The sequence below is a fragment of the Chryseobacterium sp. JJR-5R genome (assembly GCF_034047335.1).
In the GTDB taxonomy this organism is placed as follows: Bacteria; Bacteroidota; Bacteroidia; order Flavobacteriales; family Weeksellaceae; genus Chryseobacterium.
Genome location: NZ_CP139137.1, coordinates 1,111,635 through 1,131,776, shown reverse-complemented (window position 1 = coordinate 1,131,776; position 20,142 = coordinate 1,111,635). Strand labels below are relative to the sequence as shown.

The window sequence follows — 20,142 nt, the reverse complement described above, 5'->3', positions numbered from 1 at the left end:
TGGGAGCGTGCTGCCAAATAAGCATTAGGTTATTATGGAATGACAAACCTTATATTATTATATTGGGAATAATAAGTTTCTGGTAATGACTTAATTATGTTTTACCCAGATCAGCTCACCGGTATTATAGCCAAGGCTTTTTGCCTTTTCAAGGAATTTCTGCCTGATGGTTTCGGGAATTTCTTTTGTTCTTGAAAGGATCCAGATGTATTTTACACTGTTCCCTACGACCAAGGCATATTGGTAATTATCATCGATATCAATTACGTTGTATCCTGCCCAAATAGGTTTAAAGAACGATACTTTCAGCCTGGCTTCTGACGGATCATTTACAAATCTTGCCTCACCTATGGATTCTTTCCATTCTTTTTTCACATAATTGTAACCACGGTTGGCAACGCGTAGGGTCCCGTCTTCATTTTTGGAATAAGTTGCGGTTACATTATCCAAATCTTTTTCAAACCTGTAATCAAAACGGGCGATTTCATACCATTTCCCCAGGTAACGGTCAGCATTGAAATCCTTTACAGCCGTCGCTCCATCAGGGATTCCTACGGAACATGAGTTTAAGATAACCAACCCTAAAATACCCAGTGAAACGGGGATTGCGATTTTTTTCAGCATTTTCATAATATACCTATTGATGTGGTACCTTAAACTTCAAAAATGATGCCTTAAATTGATGTTTAACTTTCATTATCTGCAAGGCATTGTTTAGATCAGGAAAAGATTTTCAGGAACTCTTCTTTGAAGCTTCCAGAGATTTCAATTTCCGTATGGTCTGACAATGTTGCCGTTCCGCTTTTGTGATAGGATTTCACAAAACCGGTATTGATGATATGCGAACGGTGAACCCTCACAAACGGTTTTTCCAGAAGGTCATCGAAGTGCTTTAAAAAGCGGCAGACCATTTTCTTTGAGCCGTCGGTAAGGTAGACCTGTGTAAAATTCCCGTCTGCCTGAAGCCTGATGATGTCTTCCGTTTTTACCACATCAAAACCCTGCAAAGTCGGCAAAATCAATTGTTGTTTTTCAGGTTTCAGCTTCAGGTTTTCTAGGAGGATTTTATTGCGGTTAAGTTCCTCTTTTCTCTCAATACTTTCCGCTGCCTTATTTACGGCTGCAATGAGTTCCTGAATGTCGATCGGTTTTAAAATATAATAGCTTGCCGACTTATTTAAAGCCTGCAGTGAATATTGTGAAAAGGCAGTAATGAAAATGGTTTCATAAGAAAACTCACGAGTAGCTTCAAGAACGTCAAAGGCATTTCCGAAAGGCATTTCCACATCCAGAAAAACAAGCTGCGGACGCTTTTCGGAAATCAGCGGGACAGCTTCTTTAATGTTTTCAGCCTCGCCCGCGATCTCAACCTGCGGACAGTATTTGGTGAGGTAGTTTCTTAAAACATCCCTTGCCATTTTTTCATCATCTACGATGACGGATTGTATTTTCATGTTTTAGGAATTAGGTTACAATTCATATTAAAATCAGCTTTTTATAATTTATAGCTTATTTCCACCAAAACGCCCGGTTCCGTTTTTTTATCTGTAATGCTGCATTCAATATCCTGTCTGTATAGATCATTAAGAAGCGAGATCCTTTCCAGGGTATTTTTCATGCCGCGGCCCTCGCGTGTTTTCTGGTGCTGTGTTTTTTGCTTCCTGCTTTCTTCAATCCCGATTCCGTTATCCTCGATCCTGATGATCAGATGCTGTTTGTCTTTTTTAAAGCTCAGCTTCAGGAATCCTTTTGCGGTTCTGTAACGTAAACCGTGCCAGATTGCATTTTCCAGAAACGGCTGTACCAGCATGCCGGGAACTTTCAGGCTTTGGATATTTAAATTTTCATCAACCTCAATTTCATAATCGAATTTATCGGTAAAACGTGTTTTCTCCAGGGCCAGGTAATTCTGAAGCAAGTCCAGTTCCTGCTGAAAAGGAATAAAATCTTCAGCGGAATTTTCCATGACGCCACGCATAAGTTTAGAGAACCTTGTTAAATACTGGTTGGCCTCCAACTCATTATTGGTTGCGATAAAATGGTTTACACTGTTTAAACTGTTAAAGATAAAATGCGGATTCATTTCACGGCGCAGCGACTGCAAAGCGATTTTTTTATTTCTTACCTGCACCTTTTTCAGCGTCCTGAAAATAAAGATGACCAGGATTATCAGGATTATCAAGGCACCCATCAGCCCGTAATTGAAAATATTCTTTTTGCGGATCAATTCATCCTTAAGTGTTTTTTCTTTTTCCAGCTGCTCGATCCGCTGTTCCGTATCTTCAAGGATCTTATCATCTGCCAGGCTTTTGTCCTTGGCGACCAGATCAGGCAGTTTCCCAAGGAAATCCCGGTACAGCCGGACAGAAGCACGGGTATTCCCGGAGACATCAAAAAGACTATCCAGTTTCCTGACGCTTTTCTGTGCTTCCAGCGTGTGGCCTTTATTCAAAGCAATACTATAGGATTTTTTAAACAAACCAATGGCACCTTCCGTATCGTTTTTCCTGATGTAAATATCAGCCAGTTCCTGCATCTGCTCTACTTCCTTCCGGGAATCCCCTTTCACAAAATCTTCTCTTAAAACCTTTTTTTGGGTTTCAATGGCTTTGTCGAATTTTTTATTTTTAACGTAAAAATCCGTCAGCTTCCGGTTGATTTCTAAAGCCTGCTGAGGCGCTTCTTTTTTAGAAATTTTGTAGGCATTATTTAAATTCTCTTCTGCTCCCCGGATATTTTTCTCCCTGATATTCACATCCGCCATCTGGCTGTAACTCATGGCCAGGTCTGCCTTTTCATTTTCCTTTTCATTGATCCGGATGTTATTCTGAATGGCTTCTGTCTTGATTTCAGGTGAAGCTGATGAAAGCCTTGCCGCATCATTGGAGTTCACAGATTGTGCTTTGGAAGGCCCGGACTCCGCCTCTGCTGCTCTGCTGTAGTTGCTGATGGCCGGCGAAATCTTGTTCTGTTTTTCCTGCGACTGGGCCAACCTGCGGCTTGCTTTTTCTATATTGGGATTATCTCTAAGATTTTCATAGATGGTTTTCGCTTTTGAAAAATAGGCTTCACTTTTTGAAAAATTCCCGTCATTAAAGAACGCTTCGCCAATCCGGTAATAAGAATCAGCCTGGGCAGATTCGTCCTCCTTATCAACGGCCTTCTGAAGTTTTTTGCTCTGCGTCCGGATTTCCTGTGCCATATTAACCTGGGAATGCATTGTAGTCCCGGTAAACATGAGTAACAGCAACAAAAAAATTTTAACCCTTTCCATAAAACAAAGATATGCATATCTGCAGTGTGCCGGAAACGATTCACCAAGTGGGATTGCGCTTTTACCAAGTCCGGAGTTTCTCCCCGGGTTTTTGAAGCTAAGTTTGCAGCATAATTCAAATATAAAACTATGAAAAACATTCTGTTAACCGCTTCGGTTTTATTTTTTAACTTTTCTTTTTCACAGGTTTCGGGGAATATCAATTACCGGAATCAGGTTCAGTACAGTGATGTCAATATCAGTATTGCCACACCTGCTGCAAATGAAAATCTCATCAGTGTAAAAGGACTGGCGAATGTAAAAGCAGAGCATTATGTTGCCATATTCAGCGTTACGCAGACCGGGGGAAGTGCAGAGGAAGTCAACCAGTTGATGGATCAGCGGATCTATTCTGCCTTAGACCGGATAAGGCTTAACAAAAGTATAGGAATCTATGTGGACATGATTTCTTTTGTTCCGGTTTACCAGTATCTTGCTGAGAAGAAAACATTCAGCAAAAAGACCTATAATGAAGTGCCTGCCGGGTTTGAACTGAAGAAAAACATTCATCTTAAGTTTACCGATCCCTCTCAGCTCAATGATTTTATATCCGTTTTATCAAAAAATGAAATTTACGATCTGGTACGGGTCGATTATTTTGCCGGCAGTATGGAAAATATCCGGAAAGAGCTGATGAACAGGGCAAGACTTGCTTTACAGGAAAAAATAAAAAATCTGGAAAGCCTTTTGGGTGAAAGCTTTGCTGCGGCCGGTAAAAGCATCAGTGATGGCTACAGAACTTCCCTGCCTACGGAAATGTACAAATCTTACGAAGCGTACAACAGTTCTTCCCTGGCATTAAATAAGTTTACCAACGTCACGCAGGCTTCTAAATCCATTACATCTTACTATCAGCCCATATTGGATAAGGAATTTGATTTTGTGATCAATCCTGTGATCCATGAGCCCGTGATCCAGGTGATGTATGAAATCAAACTCACGGTAAACCGTGAAAAGGAAAAGACACGGGAAGCTGCAGCTGTTCAGCCTGTGAAGGAAACCAACCGTTATATCTTAGTTACGCCCAACGGAGAAATTAAAGACCTGAGCCTGCTTACAAAACCTTAACATTAATTGAAACTGCGTTAACAGCCAGCTGTTTAACATAGTATACATTTGTAAAAACAATCACCAGATCTCATATCAATTGTCTCATGAAAAAACATGTACTCCTTCTCCTGCTTCCTGCACTGCTTTTGCAGAACTGCTCCTTCCTGGAACAGCGGAATTTTATAGAAACCAAAATCATTTCAAGTGATAAAAATGAAAAAATTATTTACAAATACTATCAGGACAGCCGCGGTGACTATAAAGTTGATTTTTATTCTGTCCGTCAATCGGATTCAACGAAATTATTCGGACATGCGCCGGATCACGCATTACTGACATCAAATGTCTATTCCATTTCCGAAAATGCAGATGAACTTATCATAAAAACAAAATTATTTACTGAGGTGAAAAAGCTGGTCACACAGGGCGGCAAATCGATTATTTTAACCCACTGATGAAACGGTCCGCAGAAAATTAATTAGAAATTAATCAAATCAAATCTGATTATTCCATTTCACCCAGTGAAAATCCCCGTTCACCAAGTCTTCCGGTTTCCGGCTTTAATATTCCCTACTTTTACTTTAGAATTAAAAAAGGCAATTATGAAACTGACACATTTTTTATTAATCGGATTCTTTACACTGACAGGTTTTGCGAATGCACAGGAAGTAAAGAAAAATGCTGTTGAAGTAACCGGTGTTGCTGAGATGGAAGTGGAACCGGATGAAATCATCTTTAATGTCGGAATTAAGGGAGATAATAAAAACGACCTGGCCAGTAACGAGAAAAAGTTATTTGATATCCTGAAGGAAAGCGGAATAAAAAACGAGGACATCAAATTCAAATCGATGTACCAGAACCTGTATTCCAAAACCAAGGTTTTTACCAAAAGCTTTCAGTTTAAAGTCACTAAAAAAGCGGACATGTCCGGCCTGTTTGAAAACCTTAACCAGAAATGGGTAAGCAATGTCAACATCGCGGAAATCAAGAATACAAAAATCGCGGACTACAGGAAAGCCGTTAAGATCAACGCTTTAAAAGCAGCGAGAGAAAAAGCGGATTACCTGATGGAAAGCATCGGTAAAAAAGTCGGAGCTCCCCTTGAAATCACGGAGATCGAAGATTATACCAGTGATATGATTTTACCTGTTGCCTATAAATCTGCCAGGGTAAGCAACGTACAGATGGAAACCGCAGATACGGGAATTGATTATTCTTTTGACAATATTGACAATATCAAGCTTAAATACAGCATCAAAACAAGGTATGAAATCCTTTAAATGCCATATCTATCCCGAATTGATTACGAAACATGCCTGTGGAAACTTAAAAATGCTCCGGCTGCTGAAATGATTTTGTCAGATTCTCAGAATTTATAATGGTTTAATTTTTGTTATCAACGTAAAATCAAACCACAACAGATATAACGATATGATAACGATTATTCCAGAAGCTCCGGAAAATGTTGCCGCTTTCAGCGCAACGGGAGAGATAACGAAAGAAGATTTTGAAAACCTTGTCATTCCTCATGTGAAACAGAAGGTAGAACAGTATAATGAACTTAATTATTTACTTTACCTGAATACGGACCTTGATAAGTTCAGCATGGGTGCATGGATGCAGGATGTCCTGTTAGGATTAAAAAACCTGACCAACTGGAACCGGGCAGCTATTGTGACAGATAAGGAAGGCGTACAGAAATTCACTGATATTTTCAGTGTGGTAATGCCGGGAGAATTCAAATCTTTTCCTAAAGAGAACCTTTATAATGCATTATACTGGTGTAAAAACGGAAATGAAGTAGAAGTTTAGGCAAAGCTAAGCTGTCTGTATCAAGATATATCCGGCGGGCTCAGATGAGCCCGCCGGATATATCTATTATTTTCAGGAAATACGCTCCGCTGCCATTTTATTTTTATCCTCGGAGCCTGATCCGTACAGGCTTTTATACCGGAAAGCGATTACCAGCCCGATCATGGTCATCCCAACCCCAACCAGTGACGGATAATTATAGGAATAGCCTTTCTCCAACGGAATCCCTCCCAGAAAAGCGCCCATTGCATTGGCTATGTTGAAAGCGGCCTGCATAAAAGCGGCAGCCATCATTTCGCTTTTCGGAGCGGCTTTCATCATCATGATGTTAATCGGAGCAGCAACTGACATGGATAAGGCTCCGCAGATGAAAGTCAGCGCCAGTGAAATCCCCTGGTATTCTGAAAGGAAAAACACACCTGCCAGTGCCGCCATCATTAGAGTCATCAGTAAAACACATGTTTTTTCAGGACTCAGCCGGTCAGATACATATCCACCGGCGAGATTGCCCACCACCATTCCGGCCCCGGCCAAAACCATCACATAGGCCATCCGGCTTTCCTGTATACCGGAAACCACGGTCATCAGCGGAGTGATATAGCTGAACCAGGTAAAAAGCCCTCCGAAACCGATTCCTGTGATCATCAGAACCAGCCAGGCCTGTTTTCTCTTAAGGAATTTTATCTCTTCCGTAAAGCGGGTATCTTTATTGGCCTCCAGAACAGGAAGCCAGAGCTTTAAAAAGAGCAATGCCAGCAGCCCGATTACCGCGACAATTGCAAAATACCAGCGCCAGTGAAAAATATGCCCGATATACGTTACCAGAGGTACCATGGCAAGATTAGCCACCGTAAGCCCGGTGAACATCAGTGAAATATAGAACGCTGCTTTTCCCTTGGATGCCATCCTGGCTGCCACAACCGTTCCCACACCGAAGAAGGCACCGTGCGGAAGTCCGGACAGAAAACGGATTATCATCATCGTCGTATAGTCCGGTGCAATGGCAGACAGGGCATTGAACACGGTGAAAATCACCATCAGTGCCATCAGTACTTTTTTAGGAGGAAATTTTACGGAGTACCCGATCAAAAGCGGCGCTCCCACCACTACCCCGAAAGCATAGGCTGAAATCAGGTGACCCGCTTCGGGAATACTGATATCCAGGCTTCTTGCGATATCCGGCAGCAGGCCCATAATTGTAAACTCAGTAGTTCCGATCCCCAGGCCTCCGATGGCCAGGGGAATAATTCTTTTATCAATCTTCATTATTTCTTTATTGTTTATCGTCAGGATGCAATTCCTTGTTTAAGAATGCAAAATTGCGCAGAAATCATTATGTATACTTTAACCGGAATGATGTAAACCGGTCCTATATTAACTTCAAACCCATTTTGCGGTTATTAAAAAATCGCTCCGGTTGAAGCGGAGCGATCTGTACTTTAATGAATATGTTTTTCTGCGTGGTAAGAACTTCTTACGAGCGGCGAGCTTTCCACATGCCGGAACCCGAGGCTTCTGGCAAAATTCCCGAACTCATCAAATTCTTCAGGGGTAATGAATTTCTTTACGGGTAAATGTTTTTTGGTCGGCTGCAGGTACTGCCCCATTGTAATAACGTCTACATTGGCATTCCTTATATCTTCAATGGTCTGGAATACTTCATCTTTATGTTCTCCCAGGCCGAGCATTACTCCGGTTTTTGTCCTTCGCTGGCCGGCTTCTTTAAGATATCTTAAAACCTCGAGGCTCCTCTCATATTTTGCCTGGATCCTTACTTCTCTCGTCAGCCTTTTTACCGTTTCCATGTTATGGGAAATTACTTCAGGTGCCACTTCAACGAGGCGGTCTATGTGCTTCGTAACCCCCTGGAAATCCGGAATCAGCGTTTCCATGGTGGTTCCGGGGGAAATCCTCCTTACGGCATTTACCGTTTCGCCCCACAGGATCGATCCCATATCTTTTAAATCGTCACGGTCTACAGAGGTCAGTACTGCATGTTTGATTTTCATTAATTTGATGGAACGGGCTACTTTTTCAGGCTCATCCCAGTTGACATCGAGGGGTTTCCCGGTTTTTACCCCGCAGAATCCACAGCTCCTTGTGCAGATATTTCCTAAAATCATGAATGTGGCGGTACCTTCTCCCCAGCATTCCCCCATATTCGGACAGCTTCCGCTCTGGCAGATGGTATTTAACTTATATTTATCAACCAAAGTCCTTAATTCCCTGTAATTCTTGCCGGTAGGCAGCTTTACACGAATCCATTTTGGTTTCTGAACGGTGGTATCCTGAATTAGATTCTCCATTTATTTCTCAAATTGAGGTTCAAAGTTAGTGAATTTTTTATCGAAACAATCAAAGACAAAGATTGATGAAACATATAATTTTGTAATTTTAACTGCTAAAATTACTTTATGAAAAATACCGTCTGCTTCCTATTCGCCATTTTCAGCACGTACGGCTATGCCCAGAAAGAATTCCAGCCGAAAGGTTCCGAAATAATTCAAACCGTGGACGGTGACCTGGACGGCGATGGAATTCCTGAAAAAGTAATGATTTATAATACGCAGGATGTTACTGATTCAGGAAATATCCGTGAAATACAGATCCTGAAAAAAGTCAATGGAAAATGGACAATCCTTGAAAAATCAAGAAATGCGGTATTGGGAAGCAAAGGAGGCGGCATGATGGGTGACCCTTACCAGGATACCGAAATCAAAAAAGGAATACTGATGATTACCCAGGCCGGAGGAAGCAGCTGGAAATGGGGCTATACTGATAAATACAGGTTTCAGAACGGCCGTTTTGAGCTGATCGGATATGCTTCCACCTATGGAAAACCGGAAGAATATTTTTCAAGTGTGGACTTTAATCTTTCCACAGGACAGCTGAATTTTGAAAAAGAGGTTGAAAATACCGCCGAATACGGAAAATCAAAAAAGGAAATGTATATTAAAAAAGGATTGAAAGTCAATCTTCAGAACAGGCATCAGAAAGAGCAAAGGAAAATCACGCTTCCTGAGACAAAAGAAGATGTTTACTTATGATTTTTAACATGAGCAACTTAGTACTGAAGATGCTTATTTAAAAATATAATTTTAAATATCTGACCGCAGATTCTTATTGAATCATATCTGCTTAATCACCTGATATTCAAAATATTAATTTTTAAAGTTAAATCTAAACAAGTGTAAATAATCAATCCATATAATCAAATATCCTCAAACTCGTTGTTCTTCAATAATTCAGCAAGAACTTTTTTTGCGCGCATTACCCGGACTTTGGTATTGGCTACGGAAATCCCCAGTTCTTCTGCAATCTCCTTAATGCTTTTCTCTTCGAAAAACCTTAATTTGATAATATCCTGGTAATTGGCATCCAGCGATTCGATGGTTTTAATGATTTTCTTCTGTTCTTCGGCAGAGATCATCAGTTCTTCCGGAGATTTGGCATACTGATTTTTTACTTCTTCCAGATTTTCTGTAGGGTCCTGGTTTTCACGGCTTTTCCGTCTCCAGAAATCGATGATGGTATTCTGCGCAATCGTCAGCACCCAGGTCTTGAACTGAAAATGCGGATCGTACATATCCAGCTTTGAAAGCACTTTTGAAAAAACGTTCACCGTAATTTCATCGGCATCGTTTTCATCATGAACTTTCTTCATCACGAAAGAGAAAACATCTACCCAAAAAATATTGATGAGCCTGGTCTGGGCTTTCTGGTCCTTTGCCTTCGCTTTACCGATGAGCAGGAATAATTGTTCGTCGTTCATGATAGACAAATATAACGGATTTGGATGAAATCTGCAAAGCGCGAAGACCGTGGGCGACATCCCACTGAATTTATTATCTTTGCACCGTATAATTTAAAGAAAATAGCAATGAATTCCTTTATAGAAGAACTGAAATGGCGTGGTCTTTTTGCCGATATGATGCCCGGAACCGATGAACAACTGAATAAAGAGGTTACCACCGCGTATATCGGATTTGACCCTACTGCTGATTCTTTGCATATCGGAAGCCTTATCCAGATCAAGATCCTGGCCCATTTCCAGCAGCACGGCCATAAGCCCGTTGCTCTGGTTGGAGGTGCTACCGGAATGATCGGTGACCCGTCCGGAAAGTCTGCGGAGCGAAACCTCCTGGATGAAGCAACGCTTCTTCATTATGTAGACTGCCTGAAAAACCAGCTTTCAAGATTCCTGGATTTCTCAGGGGACGGCCCCAATAAAGCGGAGCTGGTGAATAACTATGACTGGATGAAAAATATTTCTTTCCTTGATTTTGCTAAAAATGTTGGTAAAAACATTACGGTCAACTATATGATGGCAAAAGATTCCGTGAAAAAGAGGTTTTCCGGGGAAAGCGGCGCAGATGGAATGAGCTTCACGGAATTTACGTACCAGCTGATCCAGGGGTATGATTTTCTGCACCTGTACCAGAATAATAATGTAAAGCTTCAGATGGGCGGTTCAGACCAATGGGGAAATATTACCACCGGTACGGAACTGATCCGCAGAAAAGCACAGGGAGAAGCCTTTGCCCTGACGGTGCCTTTAATTACCAAAGCCGACGGCTCCAAGTTCGGGAAATCCGAAAGCGGCGAAAATTACTGGCTGGATAAAAAGAAGACTTCACCGTATAAATTCTACCAGTTCTGGCTGAATGCAACGGATGGTGATGCCGAAAGGTTCATTAAATTCTATACCTTCTTAAGCAGAGAAGAAATTGAAGCATTAATTGAAAATCATAAAACAGCACCGCACGAGAGAGCTCTTCAGAAAAAACTCGCTGAAGAAGTGACGGTCTGGGTGCACGGAAGAGAAGAATATGAGAAAGCCCTCAAAGCTTCGGAGATTCTCTTCGGACGTTCAACGGCGGAGGATCTGGTAAGCCTGGATGAGGAAACCTTCCTTGAAGTATTTGAAGGCGTTCCGCAGAAAGAACTGGAAAAGTCTGATGTGCTGGGTATCCCTGCTGTTGACCTTCTTTCTGAAAAATCAGGATTTCTGAAATCCAAGAGTGAAGCTTCAAGAGAGATTAAGGGAAATGCCGTTTCTGTGAACAAACAGAAAATCAACGATACCTTCACTGCCAATGAAAGCGACCTTATTGACGGCACGTTTTTACTGCTTCAGAAAGGGAAGAAAAGTTATTTTATTGTGAAGGTTATCTAAGTTAATTCAGGATTTAATAAAAAATAACATGGGCGCGGAATTGATTCCGCGCCCATGTTATTTTATATTCTCATTCATCTATACAAAAGACTGCCCTTAAATAAAGACAGTCTTGTGTATATGATATTAATAATTATTCTTACAATTCTAAGAAGCTGTAAAAAGTAGATACATTCTTCTCTCCTACCCCAACTGCTTTCTTGGTTTTTACAATTTCTCCATCTACCCAGATATTAACGATCAATTCCGAATCTGAATAAGGCAGGACAGCATTTGCCGCCAGATTAAGCTGAGACTGGCTTGAATTTACAAAAATATCACCCGTTGACCAGGTAATCCCTGTAGGATTAAAAGTTGTACTTGGTGATGTTCCTATCTGGGTAACCACAGTCTTGAAATTACCTGTAGGAGAACCCGTCGGAGGAGACTGAGGGCCGTTTGTAATTATCCTGGCTTCAAGCTTAACAATATGATCTGTAAATTCATCCTCATCATCGTCATCTTTACATGAATTAAATACTGAAAGTACAGAAAATAATACGGCGAATAAAAAAGAAAGCCTCAGTAAACTTTTTGATTTGTAAAATTGCTTCATTTCTCCAAATAGATTTTTAATGGTTCAAATATAGGTTTTTTATCAATATAAAAATACCTTTCATGAAAATTTTCCAACAAAAAATTGTAAATAATATCAAATCAATAAAAGATTTTAAGGCAGGTTTTGTTTAAATGATTTATACATTTTAAGCCTGATAAAACACCTATTTTGAATTCCTGTTTCTGTTACATTAAGCCATTATTATTTATCTTTGCATCATGAATTTAGATTACATCGTAAGAGAACCTGAACATATTACGCCTGATACTTCTGTCCTTTTCATGCTTCACGGCTACGGAAGCAATGAGCAGGACCTTTTCAGCTTTCGGGAAACCCTTCCGCAGGACTGGATTATCGTGAGCTTCAGGGCACCGGGATCAACACAGTTTGAGGGATACTCCTGGTATGACATCAATTTCAATAACCCGGATGAATTTATCAATGTTCCGCAGGCAACAGGATCACTGAACAGCGTTCTGGAAAGTATTTTAAAAATTATCAATCATTACGGCATCACACAGGGCAAAACCCACCTCTGCGGTTTCAGCCAGGGCGGGATTTTATGCTATGCACTGGCTCTGCAGTATCCGGAAATGTTTAACCTGGTGGCCTGTTTAAGCAGTTATCCTGAGGAAAAGCTGATGCCTGCTATTGTAAAAGACAAGAAAAAACTGGAAAAGCTTCGCTTCTTTGTTTCCCACGGAACGGATGATGCCGTGATACCTCTGGAATGGGGAAGAAAGGCAGCAGACCTGCTGTACGACCTCAGCTGTTACTTTACATTCAGGGAATATATGAGCGGCCACGGAGTGAACCAGAAAAACTACATGGACCTGATGGATTTCTTTTCAAAATAATATGCGTTAAGAGATTTAATACGTTTGATTAGGATTGCTTTCAGGTCATTATCATTAAGTTCAGACGGGTTTAAGAAAACCAATATTGCCCTTTATTCATTATAAAATATACAGACATTCTCACTTTTGAGAATGTTTTTTATTTAGGCAAGGATAAATTCAGTACATTCAGTATATGAAACTGAAGCGGCATTTCTGGGTATTTTTCTTAGGCATTCTGGTCAATGCCCAAAGCTCGTTTAAGGTTCATGATGCTAAAAAAACAGTTATCCCTTTCAGGCTCATCGGGAATTTAATTTTTATTCCCATCAATGTTAACGGTGCGGATCTCACTTTTCTGCTGGATACAGGTGTGGCGGAGACTTCTATCTTCAGCCTTGAAAATGAGGAGCTGAAACTCGCCAGCCTTGAGAAAATAAAGTTTTCCGGATTGGGCGGAAATACCAGTATTGACGGCTTCCGCTCAGACCATAATACAGGAAAGACCGGAAAAAATTATATAAATGATTCAATGACGCTTTTTATCATTGTCGATCAGGATTTTAATATTTCTTCTCATGTGGGAATTCCTGTAAACGGCATTATCGGCTATCATTTTTTCAAAAACCATCCGGTAGTCATTGATTACGTCTCGAAAAAAATAACGGTGTATAATGATGATGCCCTTTTCAGGAAGAAAGTAAAAAACTATGAATCGTTCAGCCTCCGCATCGAGAAAAAAAAACCTTACCTGTATGCCGATTTGGAAGTAACGGATGAAAAACAAAATTCAAAATTGCTGATTGATCTCGGGAACAGTGATGCGATATGGCTCTTCCCTGCTGTAATCCCGGGTTTCGTTTATAAACAGCCCTATATCGATGACTTTTTAGGGAGGGGCTTTAACGGGGACATTTACGGGAAAAGAAGCCGGATCCGTAATTTCTACCTGGGGCCGTTTATCTTTAAAAAACCGATTGCCGCGATGCCCGATGAATATTCGATCCAGCATGTAAACTGGGTTAAAGACAGGAAAGGTTCTGTAGGCGGTGAGGTTATGAAACGTTTTACTGTAGCTTTTGATTATGAACGGCAGACAATATATTTAAAGAAAAACCGCAATTTTGATGATCCTTTCCATTTTAATATGAGCGGGCTTGATTTCAGACAGGACGGAACGGAATGGGCTAAAGACCTGGTAAACCTGCCGGCAAAAACGAAAGAAAGCCCCAACGGAAGTGTTGAGGTTATTAACAACAATCTACAGTACCATTTTGTATTAAAACCTGCCTTTTCCATCGCCGGCGTACGTAAAGATTCACCGGGTGCCCGAGCAGGATTCATGAAGGATGACAGGCTGATCAGCATTAATGGCAAGAAAACTGCAGATATGACTTTACAACGGATCATAGAGATCATGAAATCAGCGGAAGGCAGGACAATAGAGATGCTCATTGAAAGAAAAAATAAACCTATGACGCTAAGTTTTATCTTAGAAGACCCAATACCTTATCAGGAATAATACTATGAATACAGAAGAAACAACACTGGATAAAATCAGGACCCGGCCAAGATTTACGATGTTTACAGACTTAACAAAGGAGGAATATGCCGATAATCTTAAAAAATACCTTTCAGAGCATAAAGATGAATTTTCCGGAAACATCAATAAGGAGATCGCTACGATCTGCGTGGAGACACCGGATGATAACTACTGGAAACCGAGGCTTTCTTTAAGAATAGAAACCGAGGATGAAAAAACCGCAGTCTTAGGCGTATTCGGCCCCAGTTCTGCGGTCTGGACTTTTTTTATGTTTCTATATTTTACTTTTTCTATATTCTGGATGGTCTTTTTTTCAATGTACTATGTTGAAAAACAAATCAACAGCAATGATTTCCCATGGGCGCTTACGGCATCATTCGTTATGCTCGCCTGCATTGCCCTTACTTATTCCGCGGCAAGATTCGGGCAGTACAAAGGCAGGGACGAAATGCTGAAACTCAGAAGGTTTGCTGAGGAATCCACATTGCATTTTGAAAAAACAGATGATTAACGGTGCTGCGGTTAAGGTGATTCGGTTCTTGGGTTCTCCGGCATCTGCTCCAATACAGCTTTTGCCGCCCTGATCGAATCCACTACCTTTTCCCTGTTATCCTGTTCCTTCAGGATTTTTTCGATATTGGGTTCAATCATTCTGGACATATCTTCTACTGAAATGCTGTTGGCATTGGGATCATCGAGGAGTTTTCTCCAGGGCTTTCTTCCGCCCCATTTATAGTCTCCGTAGACCAGGACAGGTGTCCCTCTGGCTTTTGTGGTTGCTCCTCCGGGGTTCAGCACCCAGGTTTCTGCATATCCGTACAGCCACTTGGCATCTTTCATCAACAAACGAAGGCATGAATGCGAAGCAGGATATCCCGGAAGGTCGTATTGGTGCCACCCGATGCCGTCCAGATTGAAAATATTAAAATTATAAGGCAGTTTCCATTCGCTGCTTACGGTAGAAATAGCAAGCTGCTTTTTCCAGTTGGCGAATGTTAAACCCGTTTTGGTCTTGGCATTCTTTTTACCCATACTGGTAGGCCCCCACTTAACCAGTGTCCCGTTTGAATATACGCCGTACGCTTGGATAGGATATGAAAAAACCACGAATTTCTTCACGGGGCTCAATACATCGATCTGCATCGGAAAAGGTGAATATTCCATCAGCGTCGTATCTATTTTTGCCGGTACGACCAAGGTGTCGGCATTCCATTTGTTTTTTGAATCCAGCCTATTCAAAGCCAGGATCGCATACCGCTCTTTTTCAGAATATTTCTTATTAAAAACAGCAAATAAGGAATCTTTCATCTTTTTATCTTTCGGGAAGATAAAGGCATTGTAGAAGCCGTCTTCCTGCATAGCCGGAGGCAGAGATTCTTTCTGGATTACTGAATCTCTTTCTGCAATTACCGAGTCTTTTTCCTCATTGTCTGAATTTTCTGTGACAGAAGCAGCCGTATCATTCATTTTATCATTGATTTTTTCCATTTCCTTCTTACAGGAAACCAGCATTAAAGCGATACATAAAGTGAATAAAAATGATTTTTTTATAGGTATGTTTTTCATTGATACATTTGATCTTTGTCCTGCTATTTATGCAAATATCAGACCTAAACAGAGATAATAAAAATGCTCAGGTAAATTACTGTAAGAAAACGGGAATACACAATGTCCCAGTCTTCCGTACCGGAAGTATACTTACCTGTGGAAGTGAGGTGATAAGTCAGGCACTTGTCTACATTCTCGGAAAACCCTTTGTAATAAACGTCTCTGCTTAAAGAATACAAAATATAAACAAAATTTTAGTACATGGCAAAAACGTATAACCCTTTGAAAATCAGTAAAATAAGGTGGTTTTTATTTGCATAATTGACTAACATTTAGTAACTTAGAGGATGTTTCCTAGGCATTCAACTAAGTACACAAATACCAGTCAAGGGTATAAAAGTACAGAATTATGCTCAATTTTAGAGCACAACTTTTCAACAAAAGTCAATAAAGCGCGGCTGAAACTTATTTCAATGATGATTGTTCTGTGAAGAGCTTTGTTAAATTTTAAAAGCATATTACTATGGCAAGATTTTTAAACCAATTTTTTAATTGGAATACTGTACAAAATAAAATAATAATTTTCATATTGTTTGTCAATATTGTATTCGTTGCATTGCCAAATGAATTTAAAAAATACTTATTTTTTGATTATTCAATGATTGATTTTAGAAAGTATTCTCTCAATATATTTCTATTAACTTCAATAATTCTTCTGACTTCATTTATAAAATATAAGCTCAATGTGAGAAGTAGACGTAATGAAAAAAATATAATGATTATGGGAGAATAAAATATCGATCTGTAAAACCTTCGAAATAAAATTAAAAAGATTTTTTAATTTTCCCTAGAAATCGGAACAATTAAAAATATAGTTTTTAGATTTGGAAAACTATGAAAAACAGTAAATTTTCAGAAGTTAAGATCATCAAGATCTTATCTGAGCAAAATCAAGGTGAGACAGTGAAGGAGATTTGCCGAGAACACGGCATCAGTCAGCCGACATTTTACAAATGGAAAAGCAAATATGGTGGTTTGGATGTATAACAACTCTCAAAAATGAAAGAATTTGAGAAACAACTCGCGCAGAAAAAAAAATTGTGGCATAACTTACTTTGGAAAATGTTGTGATGAAAGATGTGATCGCAAAAACTTTGACACCTTCCGATAAGCGGGAACTGGTTGTTTACTCCGAATTAGAACACGGAATGCGTATAAACTTTTCATCATATGCAGTTATTTCTCTTTTATATTATTTTCAAATGAACCTATACCTAAACGAAGATCTTTGTAAGCACTTTTAAAAAGGTTTTTATCAATCTTACTTTTTATATTTTTAAAATGTTCCCATGCTTTTTCCATACTAGTCTGTGATTAGTTCTCCCGTATTTTCCTGACATACTGTTATAAAGAAATATTTATCAATGAACTATAAGGACAGCAAGTTTAAACTATTCATTAATAATTATTTTTATCAATAAATAATTCATTTAATAAAATAATTAAGGTTTAAAATATAAAATATCAATCATTTCAATACTATTACATATTTAATAATAATATTTGCATATAATTAATAATTGAAAAATAATAAAATATAACTATTCATTATAATTTGAGATATTTTAAAAATAAAAGTAATTTTCATATTAATTATCTTATATTTTCAAATGTATAAAATACATATTTTCAATATTTTGTACAAAATCTAACTTTTATATTCTCTATATTCGACCACTTCTTATTACTCAATCTGAAGTTAATATATATTCGAAAATAGATTATTTCAAAATATTTAAAATTTATTATCTCATCTTTTTAAAAAAACTTATGAATTTGTTCATCTAATTTTTATTTGTGAATTGTAGCATATTTTTCTTATTAGTAAAAAACCTTGTTAGCGGCAAGAATTTTTCAAATGGGAAAATTAATAGGATTAAAATTGATCAGGAATCACTTTTAATCCTAAAATATACTTACCGAACGCAATAAGAAATACAATTTTAGAGCAAAATGTATTTGAAACAATCAATTAAATTTAGTAGAAAAACTTATATAGATTAATAATATAAATCAACTATACTTCTTAAAAATTTCATTAAAAAATTATACATTATGACAAAACAATTTACTGCGCTTCTAGGGCTATTTTTTGCTGCAACATTAAACTCGCAGGTTGGTATTGGTACAACGACACCAACGAGAACTTTAGATGTAAATGGATCTTTCAGATTAAGAACAACTTCTGATGAAGCAACTAATACCAACTATGCACGAGTCTTAGTTCAAAATAGCAACACTGGTGATGTTGACTATAAAGAAGGAGATCCCGTTCCTGCTGCCACAGGTGTTACAACTGATGCTTCAACCTCAATGTTTGTTATCCGTAGATATTTAGTTGGAGATTTTCCTGTTGGCATCGTTGGCGGTGGCTTCGATACAGGAATGACCTGTGCGAAGTGGGAAGCTGTAGTATCTAATATCAGATATACCTACAGTATTCAGAATGTGAACAATCAATTTCCAACCGATGCAAGTGTTCCCAACTCAGAAAGGCAGTTTGGATATATGGCAAGATCAGTCGATGGCGGAAACTGGCGAATTACAGGAGATATTTATAATCTGAATGAAAGCAATGTCACAGTAGACGTATTATTTATAAATAAAAAATATGTTGCTGCAGACAATAGAACGGATATTAGCAACCCATAAACATAGTGGCAACTACCTCTTTTAAACCTAAATCTTTACAGAGTTTTTTACTAAAAACCAAAATGAATCAATCCCTATACCTGTAGAAAGAGGTAAAAAAAATCTATAATTAATTAATAAATGTGCTGCTATAAACGAGACAGCACATACATGTCAATATCTTGCAATGCTAGCCGGTACTATTTGTGATAAGGTTTTGTTTTCAATCTCAATTTGCATGTCGACTTTTTAAATGTAATTAAAATGCATCATCACTTTTTTAGTATAAAATGTGTATAAATTTAAATTAACATAAATTTAATAGAACCGACCTCAGTTGCGGATACATTGCAATATCGAGTTTTAATATCGACATACATATTGCAAAAGGATGGATTTAAAGAAATATATGCCGAATACAATATAGAGCGTATATTTTTGTATCCGAATATATTCTTAATAAAGAAGATAGCGAAGAATTGTTAATGATACTTTTACGCACCTTCATTAATATTCATTCAATAAAAAGTACGAGGAGATTACTTAGATATCTTCTTTATTTAATTTTTAAAGGCACTAAGAAGATTCTATATTCCAAGAAAATTGAAAGTAACAAGGATAAATTGTTAACTAAAAACTTACTTATAAACGTTTTAAATAGACTTAAAATTATGGAGAATAATCTTAAGCAATGATTATTTATAGTTAAAATATTACAGATTCTTTACCATGAATAAAAGTTTTTTAGATGTTGCCCCTTTTTTAAAAAAATTGTTGGAATATCATCGCGGGAGGTAAAGTTAAATTCTTTCGACCAATACATAGTTGATAGATCAATTAAATTGCCTTTTATCATATATTCTCCAATTTCAAAATCCACTTGATTTTGGGGTAGATATTCTGACAGTATTTTCTTAAAATCTTCTAGAGCAAGATTATAGTTGCTGTTTTTCTTTTTTTGCTTATTATTAAATTTATATAATTTCTGAAGAAAATCCCTCAGGCTTTTCCTTCCTTTGCTAGCAAAACTAATTTGATTATCAAGATAAAATGCATAGATCCATCCTCTTGTATAGGGAAGTCTTTGTACCTCTTGGTCTTTTAAATAGAGTTTAGCTATAGAATCATTTGGTAAAGATCTATATTGATTGCTGTAATGAGGACTAAAGATCTTTTTATTAGCTTCATTAATAAATTCTTTCTCTGAAAAAATACCTGAATTAAGCAGATTTATATAACATATATAACCATTAAAGCCTTCACCAAACCACTGATGATCAAAATTATCATTACCAATCATCATCCTTTGCCCTATCCAAAGATGTGATGATTCATGAGCAATGACAATTTTTTTTTCAGAGTTAAATTGGTCCATAATACTTCATGATAAAACCGGAACCCCAACCTAATCCGCCTGCAAAATTTTTATGTGCTGAATTTAAAGAATTGACATGCAAATAGTAATATTTTCCCATGTCACTTTTCCAATAAGAGTTCAGGCTAGGAAAATAATTTTCAGAAAACGGTTGCGTCAAAGATTGAATATTATTTTCTGAATCATTATTTGATGTTAGA

General features: G+C 38.3%; 21 protein-coding genes and 1 pseudogene. 11 read left to right on the top strand and 11 right to left on the bottom strand.

The genetic code is table 11. The annotated features are described in order from the left end of the window. Positions 1 to 90: 90 nt before the first annotated feature. From SD427_RS05315 to SD427_RS05305, 3 genes are all read right to left on the bottom strand, one after another. The gene (locus SD427_RS05315) at positions 91 to 630 is read right to left on the bottom strand and encodes a lipocalin family protein (RefSeq protein ID WP_320560239.1); all 540 of its coding nucleotides are present in this window, start codon (positions 628 to 630) and stop codon (positions 91 to 93) included. 89 nt (positions 631 to 719) lie between these two features. After that, a complete protein-coding gene (locus tag SD427_RS05310; RefSeq protein ID WP_320560238.1) occupies positions 720 to 1,454 on the bottom strand; it encodes a LytTR family DNA-binding domain-containing protein in 735 nt (244 codons plus the stop codon). Between the two features lie 41 nt (positions 1,455 to 1,495). Then, on the bottom strand, positions 1,496 to 3,250 hold the full coding sequence (locus SD427_RS05305) for a histidine kinase (protein ID WP_320560237.1): 1,755 nt from the start codon (positions 3,248 to 3,250) through the stop codon (positions 1,496 to 1,498). 153 nt (positions 3,251 to 3,403) lie between these two features. On the opposite strand from SD427_RS05305, the gene SD427_RS05300 reads away from it, so the two are divergent. The 4 genes from SD427_RS05300 to SD427_RS05285 all read left to right on the top strand — a co-directional run bounded on the left by SD427_RS05300 (position 3,404) and on the right by SD427_RS05285 (position 6,175). Further along, complete coding sequence (locus tag SD427_RS05300; protein WP_320560236.1) at positions 3,404 to 4,381, top strand: SIMPL domain-containing protein; 978 nt, start codon at positions 3,404 to 3,406, stop codon at positions 4,379 to 4,381. 86 nt (positions 4,382 to 4,467) lie between these two features. Further along, a complete protein-coding gene (locus SD427_RS05295) occupies positions 4,468 to 4,818 on the top strand; it encodes a hypothetical protein (RefSeq protein ID WP_320560235.1) in 351 nt (116 codons plus the stop codon). A 147-nt stretch (positions 4,819 to 4,965) separates the two neighbouring features. Further along, positions 4,966 to 5,643: an SIMPL domain-containing protein gene (locus SD427_RS05290; RefSeq protein ID WP_320560234.1), complete on the top strand. Its 678-nt coding sequence runs from the start codon at positions 4,966 to 4,968 to the stop codon at positions 5,641 to 5,643. Positions 5,644 to 5,794: 151 nt separating this feature from the next. Continuing rightward, positions 5,795 to 6,175 (top strand): STAS/SEC14 domain-containing protein, encoded by a 381-nt coding sequence (locus tag SD427_RS05285; RefSeq protein WP_320560233.1) that lies wholly within the window; start codon positions 5,795 to 5,797, stop codon positions 6,173 to 6,175. Between the two features lie 72 nt (positions 6,176 to 6,247). Here SD427_RS05285 and SD427_RS05280 read toward each other — a convergent pair whose 3' ends face one another. Then, complete coding sequence (locus SD427_RS05280) at positions 6,248 to 7,441, bottom strand: MFS transporter (RefSeq protein WP_320560232.1); 1,194 nt, start codon at positions 7,439 to 7,441, stop codon at positions 6,248 to 6,250. 173 nt (positions 7,442 to 7,614) lie between these two features. Further along, the gene (gene lipA, locus SD427_RS05275; protein WP_320560231.1) at positions 7,615 to 8,481 is read right to left on the bottom strand and encodes a lipoyl synthase; all 867 of its coding nucleotides are present in this window, start codon (positions 8,479 to 8,481) and stop codon (positions 7,615 to 7,617) included. Positions 8,482 to 8,589: 108 nt separating this feature from the next. On the opposite strand from lipA, the gene SD427_RS05270 reads away from it, so the two are divergent. Next, the gene (locus SD427_RS05270; protein WP_320560230.1) at positions 8,590 to 9,222 is read left to right on the top strand and encodes a hypothetical protein; all 633 of its coding nucleotides are present in this window, start codon (positions 8,590 to 8,592) and stop codon (positions 9,220 to 9,222) included. A 164-nt stretch (positions 9,223 to 9,386) separates the two neighbouring features. Here SD427_RS05270 and SD427_RS05265 read toward each other — a convergent pair whose 3' ends face one another. After that, positions 9,387 to 9,947, bottom strand: a complete 561-nt coding sequence (locus SD427_RS05265; RefSeq protein ID WP_320560229.1) for a sigma-70 family RNA polymerase sigma factor — start codon at positions 9,945 to 9,947, stop codon at positions 9,387 to 9,389. A gap of 108 nt (positions 9,948 to 10,055) precedes the next feature. On the opposite strand from SD427_RS05265, the gene tyrS reads away from it, so the two are divergent. Beyond that, the gene (tyrS, locus tag SD427_RS05260) at positions 10,056 to 11,351 is read left to right on the top strand and encodes a tyrosine--tRNA ligase (protein WP_320561017.1); all 1,296 of its coding nucleotides are present in this window, start codon (positions 10,056 to 10,058) and stop codon (positions 11,349 to 11,351) included. Positions 11,352 to 11,490: 139 nt separating this feature from the next. Here tyrS and SD427_RS05255 read toward each other — a convergent pair whose 3' ends face one another. Beyond that, positions 11,491 to 11,946 (bottom strand): hypothetical protein, encoded by a 456-nt coding sequence (locus SD427_RS05255; protein ID WP_320560228.1) that lies wholly within the window; start codon positions 11,944 to 11,946, stop codon positions 11,491 to 11,493. A 221-nt stretch (positions 11,947 to 12,167) separates the two neighbouring features. Here SD427_RS05255 and SD427_RS05250 point away from each other — a divergent pair, with 221 nt between their 5' ends. The 3 genes from SD427_RS05250 (at position 12,168) to SD427_RS05240 (ending at position 14,839) form a co-directional block, all read left to right on the top strand. After that, positions 12,168 to 12,806 (top strand): alpha/beta hydrolase, encoded by a 639-nt coding sequence (locus SD427_RS05250; RefSeq protein WP_320560227.1) that lies wholly within the window; start codon positions 12,168 to 12,170, stop codon positions 12,804 to 12,806. A gap of 175 nt (positions 12,807 to 12,981) precedes the next feature. Beyond that, the gene (locus SD427_RS05245) at positions 12,982 to 14,307 is read left to right on the top strand and encodes a PDZ domain-containing protein (protein WP_320560226.1); all 1,326 of its coding nucleotides are present in this window, start codon (positions 12,982 to 12,984) and stop codon (positions 14,305 to 14,307) included. Positions 14,308 to 14,311: 4 nt separating this feature from the next. Then, positions 14,312 to 14,839, top strand: a complete 528-nt coding sequence (locus tag SD427_RS05240) for a hypothetical protein (RefSeq protein WP_320560225.1) — start codon at positions 14,312 to 14,314, stop codon at positions 14,837 to 14,839. An 11-nt stretch (positions 14,840 to 14,850) separates the two neighbouring features. On the opposite strand, the gene SD427_RS05235 is transcribed toward SD427_RS05240, so the two are convergent. Continuing rightward, entirely contained in the window at positions 14,851 to 15,894 is a 1,044-nt protein-coding gene (locus SD427_RS05235) for a L,D-transpeptidase (RefSeq protein WP_320560224.1), read from the bottom strand. A gap of 44 nt (positions 15,895 to 15,938) precedes the next feature. Further along, entirely contained in the window at positions 15,939 to 16,115 is a 177-nt protein-coding gene (locus tag SD427_RS05230) for a hypothetical protein (protein ID WP_320560223.1), read from the bottom strand. Between the two features lie 655 nt (positions 16,116 to 16,770). Between SD427_RS05230 and SD427_RS05225 the strand changes: the two are divergent. After that, positions 16,771 to 16,920, top strand: a pseudogene (locus tag SD427_RS05225) (transposase); the annotation flags it as partial. 192 nt (positions 16,921 to 17,112) lie between these two features. Here the strand turns inward: SD427_RS05225 and SD427_RS05220 are convergent. Then, a complete protein-coding gene (locus tag SD427_RS05220; protein WP_320560221.1) occupies positions 17,113 to 17,238 on the bottom strand; it encodes a hypothetical protein in 126 nt (41 codons plus the stop codon). Between the two features lie 753 nt (positions 17,239 to 17,991). On the opposite strand from SD427_RS05220, the gene SD427_RS05215 reads away from it, so the two are divergent. Then, positions 17,992 to 18,588 (top strand): hypothetical protein, encoded by a 597-nt coding sequence (locus SD427_RS05215; protein ID WP_320560220.1) that lies wholly within the window; start codon positions 17,992 to 17,994, stop codon positions 18,586 to 18,588. A 703-nt stretch (positions 18,589 to 19,291) separates the two neighbouring features. Here SD427_RS05215 and SD427_RS05210 read toward each other — a convergent pair. Next, positions 19,292 to 19,942, bottom strand: a complete 651-nt coding sequence (locus tag SD427_RS05210) for a M1 family aminopeptidase (RefSeq protein WP_320560219.1) — start codon at positions 19,940 to 19,942, stop codon at positions 19,292 to 19,294. Positions 19,943 to 20,142 lie beyond the last annotated feature (200 nt).